The organism is Streptomyces sp. NPDC002446 (genome assembly GCF_053595675.1).
In genome coordinates this window covers 1-15,106 of record NZ_JBSFYC010000025.1, presented here as the reverse complement: position 1 = coordinate 15,106, position 15,106 = coordinate 1, and the positions used below count along the sequence as shown (strand labels likewise).

Annotated in this window: 15 protein-coding genes; 7 read left to right on the top strand and 8 right to left on the bottom strand. The window is 72.9% G+C overall.

Going from position 1 to position 15,106, the window contains the following annotated elements:
• Positions 1-21: 21 nt before the first annotated feature.
• A complete protein-coding gene (locus tag ACWD6P_RS16490) occupies positions 22-669 on the bottom strand; it encodes a pyridoxamine 5'-phosphate oxidase family protein (protein ID WP_451444784.1) in 648 nt (215 codons plus the stop codon).
• Positions 670-976: 307 nt separating this feature from the next.
• On the opposite strand from ACWD6P_RS16490, the gene ACWD6P_RS16485 reads away from it, so the two are divergent.
• Positions 977-1,876 (top strand): esterase/lipase family protein, encoded by a 900-nt coding sequence (locus ACWD6P_RS16485; RefSeq protein ID WP_451444783.1) that lies wholly within the window; start codon positions 977-979, stop codon positions 1,874-1,876.
• Between the two features lie 85 nt (positions 1,877-1,961).
• Here the strand turns inward: ACWD6P_RS16485 and ACWD6P_RS16480 are convergent, their stop codons facing one another.
• The gene (locus ACWD6P_RS16480; protein WP_451444782.1) at positions 1,962-2,546 is read right to left on the bottom strand and encodes a TetR/AcrR family transcriptional regulator; all 585 of its coding nucleotides are present in this window, start codon (positions 2,544-2,546) and stop codon (positions 1,962-1,964) included.
• 145 nt (positions 2,547-2,691) lie between these two features.
• Here ACWD6P_RS16480 and ACWD6P_RS16475 point away from each other — a divergent pair, with 145 nt between their 5' ends.
• Positions 2,692-3,174, top strand: coding sequence for an SRPBCC family protein (locus tag ACWD6P_RS16475; RefSeq protein ID WP_451444781.1), 483 nt, complete (start codon positions 2,692-2,694; stop codon positions 3,172-3,174).
• Positions 3,175-3,195: 21 nt separating this feature from the next.
• On the opposite strand, the gene ACWD6P_RS16470 is transcribed toward ACWD6P_RS16475, so the two are convergent.
• Positions 3,196-4,479: an APC family permease gene (locus tag ACWD6P_RS16470; RefSeq protein ID WP_451444780.1), complete on the bottom strand. Its 1,284-nt coding sequence runs from the start codon at positions 4,477-4,479 to the stop codon at positions 3,196-3,198.
• A gap of 80 nt (positions 4,480-4,559) precedes the next feature.
• Between ACWD6P_RS16470 and ACWD6P_RS16465 the strand changes: the two genes are divergently transcribed.
• Positions 4,560-5,027, top strand: coding sequence for an Lrp/AsnC family transcriptional regulator (locus tag ACWD6P_RS16465; protein ID WP_451444779.1), 468 nt, complete (start codon positions 4,560-4,562; stop codon positions 5,025-5,027).
• A gap of 90 nt (positions 5,028-5,117) precedes the next feature.
• On the opposite strand, the gene ACWD6P_RS16460 is transcribed toward ACWD6P_RS16465, so the two are convergent.
• The 3 genes from ACWD6P_RS16460 to ACWD6P_RS16450 all read right to left on the bottom strand — a co-directional run bounded on the left by ACWD6P_RS16460 (position 5,118) and on the right by ACWD6P_RS16450 (position 7,974).
• Positions 5,118-6,179 carry a lytic polysaccharide monooxygenase gene (locus ACWD6P_RS16460; protein WP_451444778.1) on the bottom strand — a complete coding sequence of 354 codons (1,062 nt, stop codon included), beginning with the start codon at positions 6,177-6,179 and terminating at the stop codon, positions 5,118-5,120.
• A 215-nt stretch (positions 6,180-6,394) separates the two neighbouring features.
• The gene (locus ACWD6P_RS16455; RefSeq protein ID WP_451444777.1) at positions 6,395-6,934 is read right to left on the bottom strand and encodes a hypothetical protein; all 540 of its coding nucleotides are present in this window, start codon (positions 6,932-6,934) and stop codon (positions 6,395-6,397) included.
• A gap of 110 nt (positions 6,935-7,044) precedes the next feature.
• Positions 7,045-7,974, bottom strand: a complete 930-nt coding sequence (locus ACWD6P_RS16450) for a GNAT family N-acetyltransferase (protein WP_451444776.1) — start codon at positions 7,972-7,974, stop codon at positions 7,045-7,047.
• A gap of 223 nt (positions 7,975-8,197) precedes the next feature.
• On the opposite strand from ACWD6P_RS16450, the gene asnB reads away from it, so the two are divergent.
• The 3 genes from asnB to ddaH all read left to right on the top strand — a co-directional run bounded on the left by asnB (position 8,198) and on the right by ddaH (position 11,449).
• Positions 8,198-10,045: an asparagine synthase (glutamine-hydrolyzing) gene (asnB, locus tag ACWD6P_RS16445; protein ID WP_451444775.1), complete on the top strand. Its 1,848-nt coding sequence runs from the start codon at positions 8,198-8,200 to the stop codon at positions 10,043-10,045.
• Positions 10,046-10,190: 145 nt separating this feature from the next.
• Entirely contained in the window at positions 10,191-10,598 is a 408-nt protein-coding gene (locus ACWD6P_RS16440; protein WP_451444774.1) for a GntR family transcriptional regulator, read from the top strand.
• 65 nt (positions 10,599-10,663) lie between these two features.
• Positions 10,664-11,449 (top strand): dimethylargininase, encoded by a 786-nt coding sequence (ddaH, locus tag ACWD6P_RS16435; RefSeq protein WP_451444773.1) that lies wholly within the window; start codon positions 10,664-10,666, stop codon positions 11,447-11,449.
• 443 nt (positions 11,450-11,892) lie between these two features.
• On the opposite strand, the gene ACWD6P_RS16430 is transcribed toward ddaH, so the two are convergent.
• Together ACWD6P_RS16430 and ACWD6P_RS16425 are read right to left on the bottom strand one after the other, a co-directional pair.
• Complete coding sequence (locus tag ACWD6P_RS16430; RefSeq protein WP_451444772.1) at positions 11,893-13,167, bottom strand: cytochrome P450; 1,275 nt, start codon at positions 13,165-13,167, stop codon at positions 11,893-11,895.
• On the bottom strand, positions 13,164-13,958 hold the full coding sequence (locus ACWD6P_RS16425; protein WP_451444771.1) for an alpha/beta fold hydrolase: 795 nt from the start codon (positions 13,956-13,958) through the stop codon (positions 13,164-13,166). The genes ACWD6P_RS16430 and ACWD6P_RS16425 overlap by 4 nt, the downstream gene beginning before the upstream one ends.
• 154 nt (positions 13,959-14,112) lie before the next feature.
• On the opposite strand from ACWD6P_RS16425, the gene ACWD6P_RS16420 reads away from it, so the two are divergent.
• Positions 14,113-14,886, top strand: a complete 774-nt coding sequence (locus ACWD6P_RS16420) for a DUF72 domain-containing protein (protein ID WP_451444770.1) — start codon at positions 14,113-14,115, stop codon at positions 14,884-14,886.
• Positions 14,887-15,106: the final 220 nt, after the last annotated feature.

Sequence of the window (15,106 nt, the reverse complement as noted above, 5' to 3'; positions counted from 1 at the left end):
CCCCTCAGCCGTAGCGCCCCCTCAGCCGTAGAGCCCCTCCGCATACCGCGGGCCGTAGTGCTCCTCCAGCTCCGCCAGGGTTCTGTCCTGGTCCTCCAGGCTGCTGACGATCCGGGCGCGGGAGGGCAGCGCCTCCGGCCGCCAGCTCTCCGGCTTCCACAGCTCCGAGCGCAAAAAGGCCTTGGAGCAGTGGTAGAAGACCTCCTCCACCTCCACCAGCAGCGCCAGCCGCGGGCGGTTGCCCTTGACGATCAGCTCGTCGAAGAACGGGGCATCGCGCAGCAGCCGGGCGCGGCCGTTGATGCGCAGGGTGTCACCGCGCCCCGGAAGGACGTAGTTCAGCCCGATGTGGGGATTGGCGAGGACGTTCAGGAACCCGTCCGCGCGCTTGTTGCCGGGGCGGTCCGGGATCACGAGGGTGGTGTCGTCCAGGACGTGGGTGAAGCCCGCGGGGTCGCCCTTGGGGGAGACGTCGCACCGGCCCTGCGCGTCCGCGGTGGCTATCAGGCAGAACGGTGAGCGCGCCAGCCACTGGCGGTCGAGGTCGTGCAGCCGATGGCGGGTCTTGTTCACGGCGTGCGGCGTGGGCTCACCGATCAGCTCGCGCAGCTCCGCCGCCGACGACACTTCCTCGATCCCCGTCAGATCCGCCGTCCGTGCCATCTCCATCGGTGTCTCCCCTCGTTCACTTCCCTGGTCAGGCGTTATCGACGGTAAGCGATGGGACTGACAACCGCGCCGCCCCGGCGCGGAAGTGACGGAGCGGACACCGGCACAGGCATGAAACGGGCGCCGGCGGACCGGGGCGTGCGGTGAGGATCGTGTGCGGTTTCCTTCACCGTCACGACACTGGTACGCCCTGCTTACTCGGCCGTAACTTACTTGCGAGTCAAGCATGTTGGCCCTTGCGATCCGGATCGCAGGTGAACGGCTCACCGAGCACTTCGGAGTCCCCTCACCCCGCAAGGAGCATCGTATGAAGCTGCGCTGGTCACGAACGCTCACCCTACTGCCCGCCCTCGCCCTGGCCCTCGGTCTCGCCCACCCGTCGCCTGCCGCCACCCCGGCCGGAGACGCTTCGCGTCGCACCTCTTTGATGTCACCCGCCGCTGCCGCCCCCACCGTCAGCAGCGGCTGGAACAACTACTCCTGCAAACCCTCCGCCGCCCACCCCCGGCCCGTGATCCTGGTGCACGGCACGCTCGGCAACTCCGTCGACAACTGGCTCGGCCTCGCGCCCTACTTGGTGGCGCGTGGCTACTGCGTCTTCTCCCTGGACTACGGCCAGCTGCCCGGCGTCCCGTTCTTCCACGGCCTGGGGCCGGTGGACGCCTCCGCCCGGCAGCTCGCTGCATACGTCGACCGGGTGCTGGCCGCCACTGGGGCGCGCAAGGCCGACCTGGTCGGCCACTCGCAGGGCGGCATGATGCCCCGGGTGTACCTGAAGTTCCACGGTGGCGCGGACAAGGTGAACACGCTGGTCGGGCTCGCCCCCGACAACCACGGTACCGACCTGAACGGCCTGACCCGGCTGCTGGACCAGTTCCCCGGCGCCAAGGACCACCTCGGCAAGCTGACCCCCGGCCTGTCCGACCAGATCGTCGGCTCCGACCTCCTCAACCGCCTCAACGAGGGCGGCGACACCGTCCCCGGGGTGCACTACACGGTGATCGCGACCAAGTACGACGAGGTCGTCACGCCCTACCGGAGCGGCTTCCTCGACGGCCCCGACGTACGCAACGTCGTGCTCCAGGACCTGTGTCCGGTCGACCTCTCCGAGCATCTGGCCATCGGGCTCGCCGACCGCGTCGCCTTCCACGAGACGGCCAACGCCCTCGACCCGGCCCACGCCACCCCGACCACCTGCCTCTCCTGACCGGCGGCCGGCCCGGTCCGCCGCCCGCGGGCCGGGCCTCCTTCCCCGGTGGCGCCCGGCGCGCCGGCGTCAGAACTTCAGAACGTCAGAAGGCGAGCAGGGCGTCGGCGCACTCCTCCGCCAGCTCCTCGGCGTGCGGCGGCAGCGGGGTTCCGCCGCGCAGATGGCGGCGGACCAGCGACAGCGGCGCGTCGACGACGGCGAGTGACACCCGGTCGAGGCTCTCGGTGCCGTGCACCCCCAGCGCGCCCGCGAGCGCCGCCAGGGAGGCCCGCACCCGCATGTTCCCCTCGTTGGCGCGCCGCAGATGTTCGTCCGACCATTCGTCGCGCCCGAATTCATGGGCCCCGTACAGGAGCAGCGCGGCCTCCCGCGGGTGCGCGCGGCTCCACGCCACGACGTGCCGGGCGGCCGCCCGGCCCCCGGCGCGCGGGTCGTTGGACGACTCCAGGGCCTCGAAGTAGCCCTTCTGGAAGCCCTCGACCGTACGCAGCCACACCTCGGCCAGCATCGCGGTGCGGCCGGGGAAGCGGTGGTAGAGCGAGCCGCTGGGCGCGCCGACGGCCGCGGCGACGGCCGACATGGTGACGCCCGAGGGTCCTGTCTCGGCGGCCAGCCTTACGGCGGCGTCGAGCAGCTGCGCGGTGTCGAAACGAGGTGGCCTGGCCATGTTCTAGAGGGTACTCTCCAATTATATTGGAGGCGCCCCTCTAGAACGATCCCTCTGAAACCCCGGGCGGGATGTGCCCACGGGGGGCGTGCCGGCGGAGCGTGCGCCGCGACGGCGGACGGACAGATACGGAGAGTTCTGCGTCATGGGTGTCTACAACGTGCACGAGCGGGAGCTGCCCGTACCCGCGGCCGAGGCCGGCCTGCTGCTGGACGGCCTCTCGGGCGAAGGCGACCGGCTCTGGCCGGGCCGCGACTGGCCCCCGATGCTGCTCGACGGCCCGCTGGCGCCGGGTGCGGCCGGCGGCCACGGCCCGGTCCGCTACACCGTGGCGGCGTACGTACCGGGCCAGTGGGTGCGCTTCACCTTCAGCGGGCCGCGCGGCTTCGACGGCTTCCACGAGTACACCGTCCAGCCGCTCGGCCCGGACCGCAGCCTGCTGCGCCACACCCTCGCCATGCGCGCCCGCGGCCGCGCCCGGCTCACCTGGCCGCTGGCCTACCGCCACTTCCACGACGCGGTCCTGGAGGACAGCCTGGACCGCGCCGAGCGGGGCTGCACCGGCACCGTGGCCCGGCCCGCCCGCTGGAGCCGCTACGTCCGTCTGCTGCGCGGCCTCACCCGCTGACGGCTCCGGCCGTGCGCCGCCTCAGCGCACGATCCGGCGCAGCGTCAGAAAGCCGAAGGCGGCGCACGCGTAACACGCCGGGATCACCAGCAGCCATCCGGAGAAGGCCAGCACAGCCGCCGTCAGCAGCGAGCTCGCCGCCACACCGCACCACAGGGGAGTGCGGCGCGGCAGCAGCACCAGCGCGGCGGCCAGGCCGGCGAGGGTCACCGCCGCCAGACAGGTGGCGGTGGCCCTCATCAGGAGGTCCAGATCGGCGCCGCCGAAGCCCGCCAGCGCCCCCAGCAGCACGGCGGCCCCGCCCAGCACCGTGAGCGACCGCCGTGGCACCTCGCCCGGCGCCCCGCCCTTGGCCAGCCAGCGCGGCGCCGCCCCGTCCCGGCCGAGCGCCGCACCGAGCCGCGAGGCCCCGGCCAGATACGAGTTGACCGCCCCGAACGTGAGGAACAGCGCGGCCGCGGCGGACACCGGGCGGGCGGCGGACCCCGCGCTCCGGGCGAGCAGTTCGGTCAGCGGGGTGTCGGTGCCGGCCGCCGCCGGGCCCAGCACACCGATCGTGACCACCGCGAGCCCGAGATAGAGCACGGTGATGACGACGAGCGTACGGCGCGTCACCCGCGGCAGGTCCCGCGCCGGATCGGCGAACTCGCCCGACAGATGGCTGGCCGCCTCCCAGCCGGCGAACGCGAAGAACAGCAGCGAGGCCGCCGATCCCACCGACGACCAGCCACCGGGCAGGAACGGTGTGAAGTGCGCGGCGGACACCTGCGGCGCGGCGGCCAGCACCGTGCACAGCAGCACCGCCGCCAGCAGCCCGCCGAGCAGCAGCTGCACCCGGCCCGACATCCGCAGCCCGACCGCGTTGGAGGCCAGCGACCCCGCCAGCACCACTCCGGCGACCACGGAGGCACCCGCATCCGGCCAACCGGCCGCGCCGGCCACGTACTTCCCGCCGATCCAGGCCGCCGCGACCACGCCGATCGGCACCGCCCCGAAGAACCACCACCCCACCACGGCCGCGGCCCGCGGGCCGATCGCCCGGTGGACATACGTGGCCACGCCCCCGCCGTCGGGGAACCGCGCGCCGAGCGCCGCGAAGGAGGCGGCCACCGGCACACACATCGCCAGCAGCACCACCCAGGCCAGGATCGAGGCGGGGCCGGCCGCGGCGGCGGCCAGGGACGGCAGGGTCAGGACACCGGGGCCGAGCACCGCACCCGCACACAGCGCGGTACCGCTACCGATGCCCAGCCGCCGTACATCCGCCCGTTCAGAAGCAGCAAGGGATGTTTGTTGTACGGTCACGGTCGCTGAATGTAACCGCACGGATGATCAATATGGCCTCCCACCGAACTAAATTCGGCAGGTGCGCCACCATGGTCCTCATGGACGACATTGATTCGGCGATTGTCCGCGAACTGCAGCGCGATGCACGGCAGACCAATCGCGAGCTGGCCCGCATGCTCAATATCGCGCCCTCCACCTGCCTGGAGCGGGTCCGTGCGCTGCGGGCCCGCGGCGTGATCACCGGATACCGCGCCACGGTGGACCTGCGCGCCCTCAACCGGCCCGTACAGGCGCTGCTCACGATCCGGATCCGGCCCATGAACCGCGAGGTCATCGAGCGCTTCAAGGCGTTCCTGACCTCGCTGCCCGAAGTGCTCAGCGTCTATGTCGTCGCGGGCGGCGACGACTTCCTGGTCCATGTCGCCGTCCCGGACGTCGACCGGCTGCACGCCCTTCTGATGGACCAGGTCTTCAAGCGCCGCGAAGTCGTCGACTGCCGCAGCTCGTTCATCTACCAGCACGTCGCCAACGACGTGATCGAACCGCTGCCCCCGAACGGCCCGTGACGGCGCGACGCCGCCCCTGGGACACAGGAGGCGGCGTCGCTTCCCCGGAGGCGGGGTACCGGGGGCCGGGGCAGCCGGGGGGCGCCGGGGTCAGCCGCGGTGACGGGCGGCCTTGCGGCGGCTGGTGGCGAACAGCACCGCGGCGCCCGTCGCCAGAACGGCCGCACCGCCGATGGCCAACGGGGCGGTGGAGCCGTCACCACCGGTCTGTGCCAGCCGCTGCCCGCCGAGCGGCTTGGCGTCCTCGCCGAGCGGCTTGGCGTCCCCGTCGGGCCGCGCCGCGTTGCCGCCGCCGGCCGGGGCCGGCTGATCGCCGCCGCCCGCCGGCGCCGCGCTGCCGTGGCCGTCCGCACCGTCGTGGGTGTCCGCGCCGCTGTGGCCGCCGCTGCCGCCGCCCTTGTGGCCGTGGTGGTTGATGTCCAAAGACGACTTGTCCGCGCCCGCCGCGATCTGGGTGTCCGTCGGCGCGGAGGCGGTCGGCGCGGGCGCAGCGGCGGAGCCGCCGGACCGGCCGCCGCCCTTCCCGAACACGACGTCCGAGCAGGTGTAGAACGCCTCCGGGCTGTCCGACCGCTGCCAGATGCTGTAGATCAGATGGCGCCCGGACCGCGCCGGCACCTTGCCGTCGAAGACGTACTCCCCGTTGGTCAGCTTCGGGTCGGTGACCTTCGCGAACGGCTTCGCCTCCAGGTCCGACCACTTCAGCGGTTTGGTCGGGTCATAGCCGGCCTTGGTGAGGTAGAGCTCGAAGGTGCCCCGGTGCGGGGCGGTCGCCCGGTAGTGGAACGTGTGGTTGCCGGCCCGCATCGCGGACGACGGCCAGTCGGCGCGCGGCAGGTCCAGCCCCTTGAACGTGGCGTCGCCGCCGCTGCACAGCTTCCCGTCCGGGATCTTCTCCTTCGACTTCCCGCCGGCGTTGCCGTCCCGCACCCCGTTCCAGTCGTAGAGCGCCTGCACCCCGCCGACCTGCACGGCGGCCTTGCACGCCGCGGACTTCGGGCTCTCCGGCCCCTCCGCGTAGCAGGCCGAGACCCGGCTGACCGGGTCCGACATCGAACCGTGCGCGGCGGCCGGGCTCGCGGTGAGCACGGTGAGCGCGAGCGGGGCGATACCGACCAGTGCGATCCCGGCGGCCTTACGACGAGCGGTCATCGTGGGGGTCTCCTTCATCAGTTGCGTCGAGAGGGGCACAAGGGGCGGCGGAGTGGGGGGGCGGCCGCCTTGCGAGAAGCACGCTAGCCCCGCTGAACAGCGGATCTGAGGCCGGAAGGACGATCCTGAGGATCTTTATGGTGTGCTTAAGGAGCCGCTAAGCGGGGCCACAGGCAGTCAGGGGGAAAACGGGCATCGGGGCCGGGACGGCGGGGTCATATCTCCTCGTCCTCGATCTCCAGTGCTCCTCGCGCCAGGCCGATGAACGCGCCGTAGGCTTCCCGGAATTGCTGGTAGGCGGCGTCGTAGTCGCGCCGCCGCCCGGGGCTGCCGTCGCCGATGAGCGCCTTGAGCCGCGGCTGCACGCGTCGCGCCGTCTGGCGCACCTGCTCCGCTGCGGCGGAGACCTCGGCCGGGCCGTCGAGCCGGACCTCATGGGTTGCCTTGTTCATGTTCCCGATGGCCGGGCCGATGCGCTCGTACATCCGCGTCAGGAGCCGGTCCTTGCCGTCACGGTCGGGTGTCGCGTCGACGTCGTCGATCTGCCAGGTGACCTCCGAGAAGGCGTGCGCGCAGCCCATCATCTCGCGATACGTGGACCGGCGCCGGTCGCGCTGCTCGCGAAGGGCCTGTGCCATCGCGGTCGTTCGGGCCTGGGCCCGCGCTGCGCGCGAGGTCGCCCGCGCGGTGATGTAACTGGCTCCGAGCGCGGTCAGCGCGGTGAGGATGCCGACCCACAGTCCGTTGTCCGCCATGGCCGAAGAGTCTGTCAGCCGGGAATGCCGTGGTGGCAGGCCGCCCGTCGATCGCCGGCCGTGCTTCGTGACCGGCCGGGCATCCGGCACCGGGAGGGCCGCAGGCGGCGTCAGTTCCGCCCCAACTGCCGTACGTACCGCCACTCCTCGGTGTACGGCCGGTAGCCGAGGCGCTGGTTGATCGCCAGCATCGGGGTGTTGGCGGCATCGTTGCCGGTGAAGGCCTCGGTGCAGCCGTGGTCGCGGGCGCGGCGGAGGGAGGCGGTCTTGGCCAGCCGGGCCAGGCCCCGGCCGCGGAAGGCGCGGCGGGTGCCGGTCATGGCGGAGGCATGGCGGCCCAGGCCGTCGGTCGCGGCCAGGCTGAAGGAGGCGATCTCGCCGCCGACGGTCACCACCGAGGTGAGGTCCGGGTCGGCATGGGGGTGTTCCCAGATGCGCCGCAGCCAGTCCTCGTAGGTCAGGGCGTCGCCCGGGACATCGCCCGGTTCGTCGGCGCAGACCTCGGCGTCCGCCGCGTACAGCGGTCGCGGATCGGCCTCCAGGTCCGTGCCGGTGAGCAGCCGGACACCGGCCGGCAGGGCGGCGGGGAGGGGCGGCAGCCCGGCCGTGGTGAGAGCGAGGCGGAGGAAGCGGACCGGGCGGGTGCGGCGGTAGCCGTGGCGCCGTGCGAACGAGTGCGCGCCCGGCTCGTCGGCCACCCGGGCGAACAGGCGGGTGGCGCCCGCCGCCGACAGATGCTCCTCGGCCGACGCCAGCAGGGCGTGTCCGACGCCCCGGCCACGGTGGTCGGGATGGACGTACACGGTCGCCTCGGCCTGGCCCGGGACGCTGCTGTCGTCCAGCAGCGCCGCGCGGACGAAGCCGGCGACCCTGCCGTCCCGCTCGGCGACGAACAGCCGCAGACACTGCGCCGGGGAGGCGGAGGAGACGCCCCAGGCGATGCCCTGCGGAGTGGAGAGCCGATGCGGCGAACCGACCCGTCGCAGGTCGGCGACGGCCTTGGCGTCGGCGGGGCGGAAGTCGCGCACGGTAAGCGTCATAGCGGCGGACGGTACGCGCCGAAGCTCCGTTTTGCCGCCCTTTTTCCCGCGTACGGGGCCCGCCGTGCCTCCGCTTTTCCGTACTGCGGCAAACGGGTGGCTCATTCCGGACGCAACCCGACAGGCATCGGTGGCCGGTACAACTATCTGGGCGTACGGTGGCCTGGCAGGCCGCCGCCGGGGCGCGGAGGCCCGCCGCCCACGTATGGAGGGAGCCGCGAACATGTGCGGAATCACCGGATGGATCTCCTACGACAACGACCTGACCGCCCAGCGCCCGACGCTTGAGGCGATGACCGCGACCATGGCCTGCCGCGGCCCGGACGCGGCCGGCATCTGGCTCGACACCCACGCCGCGTTAGGCCACCGCCGGCTCGCCGTCATCGACATCGACGGCGGCAGACAGCCCATGACCGTCGCACACGACGGCCGCACCCTGATCGTCACGACGTACAGCGGCGAGGTCTACAACTACCGCGAACTCCGCGCCGAACTGGAGAAGCTGGGCCACACCTTCCGTACGAGCAGCGACACCGAAGTGGTGCTGCACGCCTATCTCCAGTGGGGCGAGGCGTTCGCCGAGCGCCTCAACGGCATGTACGCCTTCGCCCTCTGGGACCCGCGCACCGAAGAACTCCTGCTGATCCGCGACCGGATGGGCATCAAACCGCTCTACTACCACCCCACCCCGGACGGGGTGCTCTTCGGCTCCGAGCCCAAGGCGATCCTCGCCCACCCCGCCGTACGGCCCGTCGTCGACGCCGAGGGCCTCGCCGAGCTGATCACCTTCACCAAGACCCCGGGCCACGCCGTCTACAAGGGCATGCACGAGGTCCGCCCCGGCCATATCGTCCGGGTCGACCGCCGCGGGGTGACCAGCCGGTGCTACTGGGCCCTCACGGCCCGCGAGCACACCGACGACCTCGCCACCACCATCGCGCACATCCGCGAGCTGCTCGACGACATCGTCGACCGCCAGCTGATCGCCGATGTGCCGCTGTGCACCCTGCTCTCCGGCGGCCTGGACTCCTCCGCCATCACCGCGCTCGCCGCCAGGTCGCTGGCCGCCCAAGGCCGCGGCCCGGTGCGCTCGTTCGCCGTCGACTTCACCGGCTACACCGAGAACTTCCGGCCCGACGACCTGCGCGGCACCCCCGACGGGCCGTACGCCCACGCCCTGGCCGAACACGTCCGCTCCGACCACCGCGACATCATCCTGGACACCGCCGCCCTGATGGACCCCGGCCACCGCGCCGCGGTGCTCGCCGCCCGCGATCTGCCCAACGGCATGGGCGAGGGCGACACCTCCCTGTACCTGCTGTTCAAGGCCGTCCGCGAACAGTCCACGGTCGCGCTGTCCGGTGAGTCCGCGGACGAGGTCTTCGGCGGCTACCGCTGGTTCCACGACCCCGAGGCCGTCCACGCCGACACCTTCCCCTGGGCGGCGGCGGGCATCACCGGCCTCTCCGGCGGCGAAGCGGTCCGTGAGGCGCTGCTGGACACCGGGCTGCTCGCCAAGCTCGACCTGCCCGGATACGAGGCCGCCCGCTACCGCGAGGCGCTCACCGAAGTCCCCTACCTCGACAGCGACTTGGGCCACCAACGCCGGATGCGCGAGATCAGCTACCTCCACCTCACCCGCTTCGTCCAGATCCTGCTCGACCGCAAGGACCGGGCCAGCATGGCCGTCGGCCTGGAGGTCCGCGTCCCGTTCTGCGACCACCGCCTCGTCGACTACGTCTTCAACACCCCCTGGGCGATGAAGACCTTCGACGGCCGGGAGAAGTCGCTGCTGCGCGCCGCCACCCGCGATGTGCTGCCCGACCTGGTCGCCGACCGCGTCAAGAGCCCCTACCCCAGCACCCAGGACCCGCGCTACAACGAGGCGCTGCGCGACGGACTGAGGGACCTGGCCGCCGACCGCGACGCCCCCGTCCGGCCGCTGCTGGACCCCGGTGCCCTCGCCGAGGCCACCGCCGACGGCGCGACCCGCGACATCCGCCCCGGAGCCGAGCTGGCCCTCGGCATGAACGACTGGCTGCGCACGACCGGCACCACCCTCCAGTTGTAGGGCCCGTCTCCCGGCACGCCCGGCGCTCCTGGCGCACAATGGATGCGACAAACATGCGCACCCGCGGGTACGAGCACGCCCCGCATCCCGGGCACCCGGGGCGCGGGAGCCCGCGCCCGCCCACCACCAGCACCAGGAGCGCCCCGTGTCCCCGCAGGCCCCCACCCCCACCCCCACCCTCACCCTCACCGTCGACCCGGCTTCCGCCGTCGCGCCGTTCGAGCAGGTCCGCACCCAGATCGCGGACCGCGCCAGGGACGGCAGCCTGCCCGTCGGCTACAAACTCCCCACCGTCCGCGGCCTCGCCGAAGACCTCGGACTGGCCGCCAACACCGTCGCCAAGGCCTACCGGGCCCTGGAGACCGACGGGGTGATCGAGACCCGCGGCCGCAACGGCAGCTTCATCGCGGCGGCCGGCGACGCCGCGGACCGGGAAGCCGCCGCGGCCGCCGAGAGCTATGCCCGCCGCGCCCAGCGGCTCGGCCTGGACCACCGCGCCGCCCTCGCCGCCGTCGAAGACGCCCTGCGCGCCACGTACGGAACCCCCGCCTGACCGACGCCCGACGACCGACGACCGACGTCCGCCGCCCGCCCGCCCCCGTTCCCGATCGGAGCCGCATGACCGGCAATCAGGCCCAACGGGCCCTCGTCCGCCGCCCCGGCCCCCGCCTCGCCGAGGGGCTGGTCACCCATATCGACCGCCGCCCCGTCGACCCCGCGCTGGCCCTGCGCCAGTGGGAGTCCTACGTGGAGACGCTGCGCGCCCACGGCTGGCAGACCATCGAGGTCGCCCCCGCCGACGACTGCCCCGACGCGGTCTTCGTCGAGGACGCCATGGTCATGTTCCGCAATGTGGCACTGCTCGCCCGCCCCGGCGCCGACCAGCGCAGATCCGAGATCCCGGACGCCCGCGCCGCGGTCGAGGCGCTCGGCTGCTCCGTCAACGAGATCCGGCCGCCCGGCACCCTGGACGGCGGCGACGTCCTGAAGGTCGGCGACACCGTCTACGTCGGCCGCGGCGGCCGCACCAACGCCGAGGGAGTACGCCAACTCCGCGCCGCCTTCGAGCCGTTGGGCGCCCGCGTGGTCGCTGTCCCGGTGAGCCGGGTACTGCACCTCAAATCCGCGGTGACCGCACTCCCCGACGGCACGGTCATCGGCTACCCGCCCCTGGTCGACGACCCGTCCCTCTTCCCCCGCTTCCTGCCCGTCCCCGAGGCGTCCGGCGCCCACGTCGTGCTGCTCGGCGGCGGAAAGCTGCTGATGGCCGCCGGCGCGCCCCGGAGCGAGGAGCTCTTCACCGACCTCGGCTACCAGCCCGTCGTCGTGGACATCGGCGAGTTCGAGAAGCTGGAGGGCTGTGTCACCTGCCTGTCGGTACGGCTGCGCGGGCTGTACGCATGACGGGGGTTGCGGCCGCGTTTATCTCACGTTGATCGCCTTGGTCTTAGCTGGCGGAGCGGCCGGCCCAGCGGTGGCCGGCCGCATCTCAGCGCAGACCAGGGGGACAACGTTGTATTCCGTGCCATGTGAGCAGTGGGGAGTCCGGCTACCGGCCCAGGCCCGCGCCGCCGACGGCGAATCCAGGGGTGTGAAGGTCTACCATCTCGGGATTCTTCAGCAGCGCGGAGCGCGCCCGGTACGCGAAGAGGATTCGGTCCTGACCGGACTGCCATTTCCGGTGCAGCCCGCCGCCACCGCGGAAAAGGGCCAGTCCGGAACCGTCTCTCCGTTCCTTGCGCCGCGGTAGCAGCAATCGCAGAGAAACGTCGTCACGGACCACCCCGCGGGCCCGTTCCGCTACGGCCACGATCGCAAACCGGCCTGGTAGCCGGAGCCGGGGCGCCCTACGCCTCAGCCACCCGCAGAGGCAGCGACTTCAGGCCGTGGATGAAGTTCGACACGAGCCGCCGCGGCGGAGCGGCGACCGCCAGGGCGGGCAGCAGGGCGGCCGTCTCCTCGTAGAGGACCCGCAGTTGCAGGCGGGCGAGGTGGGCGCCGAGGCAGATGTGCGGGCCGTCGCCGAACGAGACATGGGGATTGGGGCTACGGGCCAGGTCCAGGCGGTGCGGGGCGGTGAAGACCCGCTCGTCGTGGTTCGCCGAGCCGTGGAAGACGACGACCTTGTCGCCGGCGCGGATCGGGCGGCCGGCCACCTCGGTGTCGTGCGCCGCGGTCCGGCGGAACGACAGCACCGGCGGATGCCAGCGCAGCAGCTCCTCCACGCACGTCGCCATGCCCACCGCCCCCGTGCGCAGCGCGCGGTACGCGTCCGGGTGCCCGGCGAGCGCCAGCAGACCGCCGGGAGCGGCGCTGCGTACGGTGTCATTGCCCGCGATGGTCAGCAGGAAGAAGAACATCTCCAGTTCGGGCGTGGTCAGTGCGCCGTCCGAGGCGAGCACGGTCATCACGTCGTCGCCCGGGTGCTGCCGCTTGTGCGCGGCCAGCTCCCGTGCGAAGGCGAACATGTCCTGCAGCATCGCCGGGGAGCGCGGATCGGCCGGGCGCCCGTCCGGGCCGGTCTTCGCGGTACCCGCCTCGTCCGGGTCCTGGTAGCCGATGACGCGCCGGGTCCAGTCCAGGAGCAGCCCGCGCTCACCGGGCGGCACGCCGAGCAGGTCGGCGAGGTTGAGCAGCGCGTAGTCGTCCGTGACCTCGGTGACGACGTCGCACACCCCGCTCCCGGCGCGCGCCGTGGCGACCGCCGTGCCCAGCAGATCACGGGCCCGTGCGCGCAGCGCGGACGCGAAGCGGTCGATCCGGCCGCGGGTGAAGGCGCGGCTGACCACACGGCGCAGCCGCCCGTGGTCCGGGGGGTCCTGATTGAGCATCATGCGGCGGATGAACGGCAGGTCAGCGGGGTCGGGATCGCGGATCTGGGTGGCGCCCACGTGGGAGGAGAAGGTGTGCGTGTCCTTCAGGACCCGTACGACGTCGTGGTGCCGGGTGACCGCCCAGAAGCCCGGCCCCGCGGGCCAGCCCAGCACCTCGGGCTCCTCCTGCCAGGCCACCGGGTGCCGGTCGCGCAGGAGCCGGTACGCGGCGTGCGGAAGGCCGTCGGCGTAGCCGCGGGGGTCGAAGACGTCCGGCACCGCGTCCCGGGGGACCGCGGCGCCGGTCATCCCGCTTCCGCCCCCGCGCCGTCGCCATCGGCCCGCAGGAAGTCCTCCACCGTCCGGATCAGCTCCAGCGGCGTCTCGTCCATGGCGTAGTGCCCCGCCGACGCAAGCTCCACCAGCTCGCCCTGGTCGTGCCACCGCAGCCAGGTCTGACGCATCAACTCGGCACCCAGCGCCGGGTCCAGCGCCCCGGCCACCGCCAGCGCCGGCACCGCCGAGCCCTCGATCTCGGCGGCGAACCCCTCCCCGGCCCAGGAGTCCAGCCAGGCCCGGAACGCCTTGGCCTCGCTGCGCTCCAGCGACTGCCGCACCATCCGGTCCAGCCAGGCGGCCGGACGGCGCCCGCCGGAGGTGAGGTCGATGATGGCGCGCCGGTTCTCCGGGGTGTGCGCCGCGGCGGAGAACAGCTCCCACTGCTCCGGCGGCATCGGCATCCCGGAGGCGGGAACCGGCGAGATCCCCACGAGCCGGCGTACCCGCTGCGGTGCCGCGGCCAGCACCCGCTGGGCGACGCTGCCGCCCATCGAGTGGCCGACCACCGAGAACCGGTCCCAGCCCAGCCGGTCGGCGAGCGCCAGCACATCCTCCGCCCCCTCGGCCGTGGTGTACGCGCCGTCCGCGCCCTTCGCCTCGCCGTAGCCGCGCAGATCGACCAGCGCGTACTGGAAGGAGTCCCGGTCGAGATCCGGCAGGACCGCATCGAAGGCCGACCGGTCGGCGAACCAGCCGTGCACGGCGAACACCTTGTGCGAACCCGAACCGTGCAGGGTGTGGGGCAGTACGAAGGAAGCCACGCTCACTCCAAACGTGTGACGGAACGCGTCGACGGCGGGCGGCCCCTGCCGGGCGGCCACGGCCATTTCCGACCACACTGGCCGTAACCTCCCCACCCCGCAAGAGCGCCACGGGCTGATACGGGCCGCCCGGCAACGGGCAGGGATCGCGGCTATGACCGTCCTCGTCGGAACCTCTGGCTGGCAGTACAAGGACTGGCGCGAGGTCCTCTACCCGCAGGACCGGCCGCAGCGGCTGTGGCTGGAGGAGTACGCCCGCCACTTCGCGACCGTCGAGAGCAACGCCGCCTTCTACCGGCTGCCCGAGGAGAAGACCTTCGCCGACTGGCGGGAGCGCACACCCGACGGCTTCGTGATGGCCGTCAAGGCCAGCCGCTATCTGACGCACATCAAGCGGCTGCGCGACCCGGCGGAACCGGTCCAGCGGCTGATGTCGCACGCGGCGGCCCTCGGCCCGCGGCTCGGGCCTGTCCTGCTCCAGCTGCCGCCCACGCTGCACGCGGACGCCGGACTGCTCGACGACTGCCTCGGCTGCTTCCCGGCCGGCACCCGGGTGGCCGTCGAGCCGCGGCACGACTCGTGGTGGACCGAGGAGATCCGCGGTGTGCTGGAGCGCCGGGGCGCCGCGCTGTGCTGGGCGGACCGTGGCTCACGGCCCGTGACGCCCCTGTGGCGGACCGCCGCCTGGGGGTATCTGCGCTTCCACGAGGGCCGCGCGGAACCCTGGCCGCGCTACGGACGGCAGGCGCTCACCACCTGGGCGCGGCGGATCGCCGACACCTGGCCGGAGCGGGCCGAGGTCTACACGTACTTCAACAACGACCCGGGCGGGGCGGCCGTCCTCGACGCGGTCCGCTTCGCCCGCGCCGCCGCGGCCGCCGGCCGCTCCGTGAGCCGTACGCCGTCCGGGCGGGGCTCCGCCGGCTGAGCGCGGGCCGGGTATACCTGCGTGCGCTTTCGGCTTTCCCGCCGTGGGGGTTGCGCTGGGTTCGCCTGCGGCCCTTCCGCTGCGCTTTGCCTGGGTCGATGTTTGGCTTGCTCGCCGTTGCGCCTGCGGCGGGCGTTGCCGCTGCGCGGGGCTTTTCGGGTGGCGGTGTCGGTCCTCCGGGGCAGGGTGTCCGGACTGCTTCGCTTTACGTCCGGACACC

Bases quoted from the DNA above. Each gene is read 5' to 3' on its own strand.
- ACWD6P_RS16490 (WP_451444784.1), bottom strand. From the start codon at position 669: ATGGAGATGGCACGGACGGCGGATCTGACGGGGATCGAGGAAGTGTCG.
- ACWD6P_RS16485 (WP_451444783.1), top strand. From the start codon at position 977: ATGAAGCTGCGCTGGTCACGAACGCTCACCCTACTGCCCGCCCTCGCC.
- ACWD6P_RS16480 (WP_451444782.1), bottom strand. From the start codon at position 2,546: ATGGCCAGGCCACCTCGTTTCGACACCGCGCAGCTGCTCGACGCCGCC.
- ACWD6P_RS16475 (WP_451444781.1), top strand. From the start codon at position 2,692: ATGGGTGTCTACAACGTGCACGAGCGGGAGCTGCCCGTACCCGCGGCC.
- ACWD6P_RS16465 (WP_451444779.1), top strand. From the start codon at position 4,560: ATGGACGACATTGATTCGGCGATTGTCCGCGAACTGCAGCGCGATGCA.
- ACWD6P_RS16460 (WP_451444778.1), bottom strand. From the start codon at position 6,179: ATGACCGCTCGTCGTAAGGCCGCCGGGATCGCACTGGTCGGTATCGCC.
- ACWD6P_RS16455 (WP_451444777.1), bottom strand. From the start codon at position 6,934: ATGGCGGACAACGGACTGTGGGTCGGCATCCTCACCGCGCTGACCGCG.
- ACWD6P_RS16450 (WP_451444776.1), bottom strand. From the start codon at position 7,974: ATGACGCTTACCGTGCGCGACTTCCGCCCCGCCGACGCCAAGGCCGTC.
- asnB (WP_451444775.1), top strand. From the start codon at position 8,198: ATGTGCGGAATCACCGGATGGATCTCCTACGACAACGACCTGACCGCC.
- ddaH (WP_451444773.1), top strand. From the start codon at position 10,664: ATGACCGGCAATCAGGCCCAACGGGCCCTCGTCCGCCGCCCCGGCCCC.
- ACWD6P_RS16430 (WP_451444772.1), bottom strand. From the start codon at position 13,167: ATGACCGGCGCCGCGGTCCCCCGGGACGCGGTGCCGGACGTCTTCGAC.
- ACWD6P_RS16420 (WP_451444770.1), top strand. From the start codon at position 14,113: ATGACCGTCCTCGTCGGAACCTCTGGCTGGCAGTACAAGGACTGGCGC.